We start from the raw sequence: 5,127 nt of genomic DNA, 5'->3' as shown, positions 1-5,127 counted from the left end.
CCCCCCCTCTATTTTTTTTTAAATCCATATTCCGCATCCCCCGATTGGAGTCCGTCTGGTGGGCTGGGTTATTTGTATACCTGACAGCCACCGGCCACGCCGCCGGCCACGATCCGGGCCGGCGCCCCGACCAGCGCCCCGGCCACCACTCCGACCCACGCTCCGACCCACACACCGCCCCGCAGGCCGACCAGCGCGCCCGGCAACGGAACCCGGCGGCGGACACCGGGCCGCTGGTGCCCCGGGCCCCCATCGCCCGCTCCCGGCCGCTCCGGCTGGCCATTCCGCGGCTGCACCTGTCCGCCCCGCTGGAGGGGGTCGGGCTCGACCGACGGGGCCGGCTGACGATGCCGCCCATGGCCCGGCCGCGGGTGGCCGGCTGGTACGAGCGCGGCCCGAGCCCCGGCGAGCGCGGCGCCGCGGTCATCGTCGGACACCGCGACCCGCGCACCGGCCCCGCGCTCTTCCTCGAACTGCCCTCGCTCCGCCGCGGCGACCTGCTGACCATCACGCGCCACGACGGCAAGCGCGCGGTCTTCCGGGTGGACGCGGTGCGCACCTACCCGCGGTCGCGCTTCCCCGACCGTGAGGTGTACGGCGACCCGGGCCGCCCCGAACTGCGCCTGCTGACCTGCGGCGGAGCCTTCGACCCGGGCCGCGGGTACCGGGCCAACGTGGTGGTCTTCGCCCATCTGCACGACGTACGCAGCCACTGACGGACTGACGGACTGACGGACTGACGGACTGACGGGCTGACGGACTGGCGGGCTGACGGGCCGTCAGTTCGTTTTCGGCCGGTCCCCAACCCCGGCCCCCCGCCCCGCCCGTCCCAGGCGGCGCCCCGCCCTCGGCCAGTACCTGACCTCTGGCCGGCGCCCAGCCTCCCACCCCGTTCGGCCGTGTCCGACGCGCCCCCTACGGGCCCGTCGGACACCCCACGTCCCCACACCGCGGCCGTAAACCGTCGCTGGACGGGGTGCGGGCGGGCCCGTGGGGTGGTGCGATGTGGTGACCGTCGGGCACCGTGTACCCGACGGGCGCCAGGGCCCGTGACCGTCCCCCCACCTCGGACACGCTCGGCCGTCCCGCAGGTCCACCACCGCCGTACCCGTGCCCGCGCCGCGCTGCCGGTACGGGAGGGGACGCCGGCCCGCCCGCACCGGGCGGCGCAGGTCCGACGGGCCGGCCACGTGATCGAGGGCACGCGACCACCCCTGGCGTGCGAAAACTACCGTCGTTAGTTTGGTCGGGTACGGGCCGGAGCGGTGTGCTGGAGGGCGAACGACGTGAAGTCGCATGACGGGATGTACATCGACGGCGGCTGGCGGCCCGCGGCCGGCACGGACGCGATCGAGGTGGTGAGCCCGTTCGACGAGCGCACCATCGGGTCGGTGCCTGCGGGCAGCGCGCTGGACGTGGACACCGCCGTACGGGCCGCCCGCGCGGCCCTGCCGCAGTGGGCCGGCACCGCGCCGGCAGACCGGGCCGCCCGGCTCGCGGCGCTGCGGGACGCGCTCGCCGCGCGGCGCGAGGAGATCGCCGACACCGTGGTGGCCGAACTCGGCGCGCCCGTCGCCTTCGCCCGCGCCGTCCACGCCGACCTGCCGATCACCGTCGCCGGCAGCTACGCCGACCTCGCGGCGACGTACGCCTTCCGGGAACAGATCGGCAACTCCACGGTCTGGCACGAACCGGCGGGCGTCGTCGGCGCGATCACCCCGTGGAACTACCCGCTGCACCAGATCGTCGCCAAGGTGGCGCCGGCCCTCGCCGCCGGCTGCACCATCGTCGTCAAGCCCGCCGAGAACACCCCGCTGGTGGCGCAGCTCTTCGCCGAGGCGGTGGCCGACGCGGGACTGCCCGCCGGGGTGTTCAACCTGGTCACCGGGTACGGGCCGATCGCGGGCCAGGCGCTGGCCGAGCACCCGGGCGTGGACCTGGTCTCCTTCACCGGCTCCACGGCCGTCGGCCGGCGCATCGGGGCCGTCGCGGGCGCCGCCGTCAAACGCGTCGCACTCGAACTCGGCGGCAAGTCCGCCAACGTCATCCTGCCCGGCGCCGACCTGGCCAAGGCGGTCAAGGTCGGCGTGGCCAACGTGTGCGCCAACGCCGGCCAGACCTGTAGCGCCTGGACCCGGATGCTGGTGCACGAGGACGCGTACGACGAGGCGGTCGAACTGGCCGGGGCCGCAGCGGCGAACTACCCGCCCGGTGACCCGGGCGACCCGGACACCCGGCTGGGGCCGCTGGTCAGCGCCGCACAGCGGGACCGGGTGCGCGGCTACATCGAGGGCGGCATCGAGGGTGGCGCCCGCCTGGTGGCCGGCGGCCCGGCCGCCCCGGCGGGCCTGGAGCGCGGCTACTTCGTCAGCCCCACCGTGTTCGCCGACGTCACGCCCGAGATGACCATCGCCAGGGAGGAGATCTTCGGCCCGGTGCTCTCGGTGCTGCGCTACACCGACCCGGACGACGCACTACGCATCGCCAACGACACCGCGTACGGTCTCGCCGGCGCCGTCTGGGCGGCCGAGCAGGACGAGGCGGTCGCCTTCGCGCGCCGGATGGACGCCGGCCAGATCGACGTCAACGGGGGCCGGTTCAACCCGCTCGCACCCTTCGGTGGCTACAAACAGTCCGGCGTCGGCCGCGAACTGGGGGTGCACGGCCTGGCCGAGTACCTCCAGACGAAGTCGCTCCAACTCTGACCGGTCCTGGCCGGCCGGGGTGCCGTCGGGCGACGGTGCGCGGTCCGGCCGGGCATCGACCATCGGTGTACGGGGCGGCCCGCCCCGCTCCGTACACCGGACGTCGACGGGGCCCGGCACCGGCGCCCCGCCACCGGCCCGGCCCCGCCGCCCAGCACCACCCGCCCACGCTCGGCCCGGCCCGCCAACGCCCGCCGCCACCCGCCCACGCACGCCCTCGCGCGCGCCCGCCCGCGAGGCCCGGTCCGTTCGGCCCCTCCGGTCCCGCCGGTCTCGCTGGTCCGTCCGGTACGCGCCTCGCCTCGCGGCAGGCGCGGTGCGCCTCCGACGGGCCGGCCTGACGGGGCCGATCGGACGGGGCCGGCCGGGCAGGTCACGGCGGGACGGCAACCCGGCCCGTACGCCCGACCGGTACGCCGAGCCCGTATGTCCCGCACACCCCGTACATCCGTCCCGCACACCAGCACCAGCCGGCCGTACCCGGCCGCACGCGTCACATCCGGGGCGCACCGACCGTCTAGTCAGGGGGCCGGGCAGCGGTCCCGTGCGGACCACCGGCCGGACCCGGTGGGCTCCGCACGGGCCCGCCGGCCCCGTACCTCCCGGTGCGAGGTGCCGGAGGGACCCCCTCCGGCGGCGCTCCGGGCCGGTCCTTCCTGCCGGGCGCGGACGCTGCGCCGGGCGGGCCGTCCGCCGTACCATCCGCACGGCCTCGTCCACACCGCCCCACCCGCACCACCGCGTACCGTCCAGCGCCACCCGCACCACTGCCCTCCGTCCCGCCCCACCCGCACCCTTGCGTACCGTCCAGCCCGCCCCGGCCCGTCCTCCAGGACCGGCTCCGTACCCCTGTGGTCCGTACCGCAGGGCCCGTCCCACCGGCGTACTGACCGCGCACCGCCGGCGCACCCCGACCGCCCGTCCCGTCGATCGTCCGTCCGACCGGCTGCCCGTCCGGTCGGCGTCGGAACCGTGCGCCAGCGCCCGGGACCGCCGCCGACCGTGACCCGGCCGGGTCAACGCCCCACCCCCACACCATGTCTGTGCCCCTAGGAGAAACCGTGGTTCGCGCCGCTGTACTCACCGCAGTCAACGCTCCGCTGGAGATCGCCGAGATCGACCTCCCGAAGCCGGGCCCCGGACAGGTCCGGGTCAAGCTCACCGCCGCCGGGGTGTGCCATTCCGACCTGTCCCTGTCCAACGGCACCCTGCGCCAGCCGGCCCCCGCCGTGCTCGGGCACGAGGGTGCCGGCGTGGTCAGCGCCGTCGGCGAGGGGGTGACCACGGTCGCCACCGGTGACCGGGTCGTCCTCAACTGGGCCCCTTCGTGCGGGAACTGCCACTTCTGTGCGCTGGACGAACCCTGGCTGTGCGCCCACGCCAGCGCCGCGGCCGACCGGCCCTACGCGAAGCTGGCCGCCGACTCGACGGCCCTCTACCCGGGCCTGGGCACCGCCGCCTTCGCGGAGGAGACGGTGGTGCCCGCCCATGCGGTGCTGCCGCTGCCGGACGGCGTGCCGCTCGCCGACGCGGCGCTCCTGGGCTGCGCCGTACTCACCGGCTACGGCGCGGTCTTCCACTCGGCCAAGGTCGTCGAGGGCGAGTCGGTCGTGGTCGTCGGCGTCGGCGGAGTGGGCCTCGCGGTGCTCCAGTGCGCGCGCATCGCCGGCGCCGGGCCGCTGATCGCCATCGACGTGTCGCCCGAGAAGGAGAAGCTGGCCAGAGCCGCCGGCGCCACCGACTTCCTGATAGCGGGCGACGACACGGCCAAGCGGGTGCGCGAGCTCACCGAGGGGTACGGGGCCGATGTGGCCATCGAGTGCGTGGGCAGCGCGGACACCATCCGCGCCGCCTGGTCGAGCACCCGTCGCGGCGGCCGGACCACCGTCGTCGGCATCGGCGGGCAGGACCAGCGGGTGACGTTCTCGGCCCTGGAGCTGTTCTACTTCGGCCGCACCCTCTCCGGCTGCGTCTACGGCAACAGCGACCCGGTGCGCGACCTGCCGGCCATCGCCGCGCACATCCGCGCCGGCCGGCTCGACCTGTCGGCCCTGGTCACCGAGCGCATCGGACTCGAAGACATCCCGGCCGCCTTCGATGCCATGCTGGCCGGCCGCGGCGGACGCGCTCTGATCGTCTTCTGAACCGGATGATCATCAACTCCCTTGCTCGGTAAGGTGGTTGGTCATCCGATCGTGAGTGGCAGATGCCCGAGCCGATGCCCGATGCGCCGATCCGGTCGCTGATGCCATGTCAACCGCGTCTGTACGCAGCGTGGTTGACGCGCGGCCCGGCTCCTCGGGCAGCGGCATCGGGCCAGGTCGGGCGCCCGCAGCCGTGGGGGGGGGGGGGCCCCCCCCGCCCGGCGGGGGCCCCCCCCCCCCCCCCCCGGGCTCCAGCGCAAGGCGGTGGTGGGGCAGCT

Annotated in this window: 3 protein-coding genes; all 3 read left to right on the top strand. The window is 75.5% G+C overall.

Going from position 1 to position 5,127, the window contains the following annotated elements; genetic code table 11:
* Positions 1 to 716 (top strand): class F sortase (locus tag AAHZ94_RS28150; RefSeq protein ID WP_502964806.1); only part of this gene is annotated, 716 nt, incomplete at its 5' end.
* Positions 717 to 1,286: 570 nt separating this feature from the next.
* Positions 1,287 to 2,705, top strand: coding sequence for an aldehyde dehydrogenase family protein (locus AAHZ94_RS28145; RefSeq protein ID WP_349996340.1), 1,419 nt, complete (start codon positions 1,287 to 1,289; stop codon positions 2,703 to 2,705).
* Positions 2,706 to 3,766: 1,061 nt separating this feature from the next.
* Positions 3,767 to 4,849, top strand: coding sequence for a Zn-dependent alcohol dehydrogenase (locus AAHZ94_RS28140; protein WP_502964805.1), 1,083 nt, complete (start codon positions 3,767 to 3,769; stop codon positions 4,847 to 4,849).
* Positions 4,850 to 5,127 lie beyond the last annotated feature (278 nt).

It is taken from the genome of Streptomyces sp. HSW2009 (assembly GCF_040240285.1).
Taxonomy (GTDB): domain Bacteria; phylum Actinomycetota; class Actinomycetes; order Streptomycetales; family Streptomycetaceae; genus Streptomyces.
This window is presented reverse-complemented; position numbering and strand designations above follow the sequence as displayed.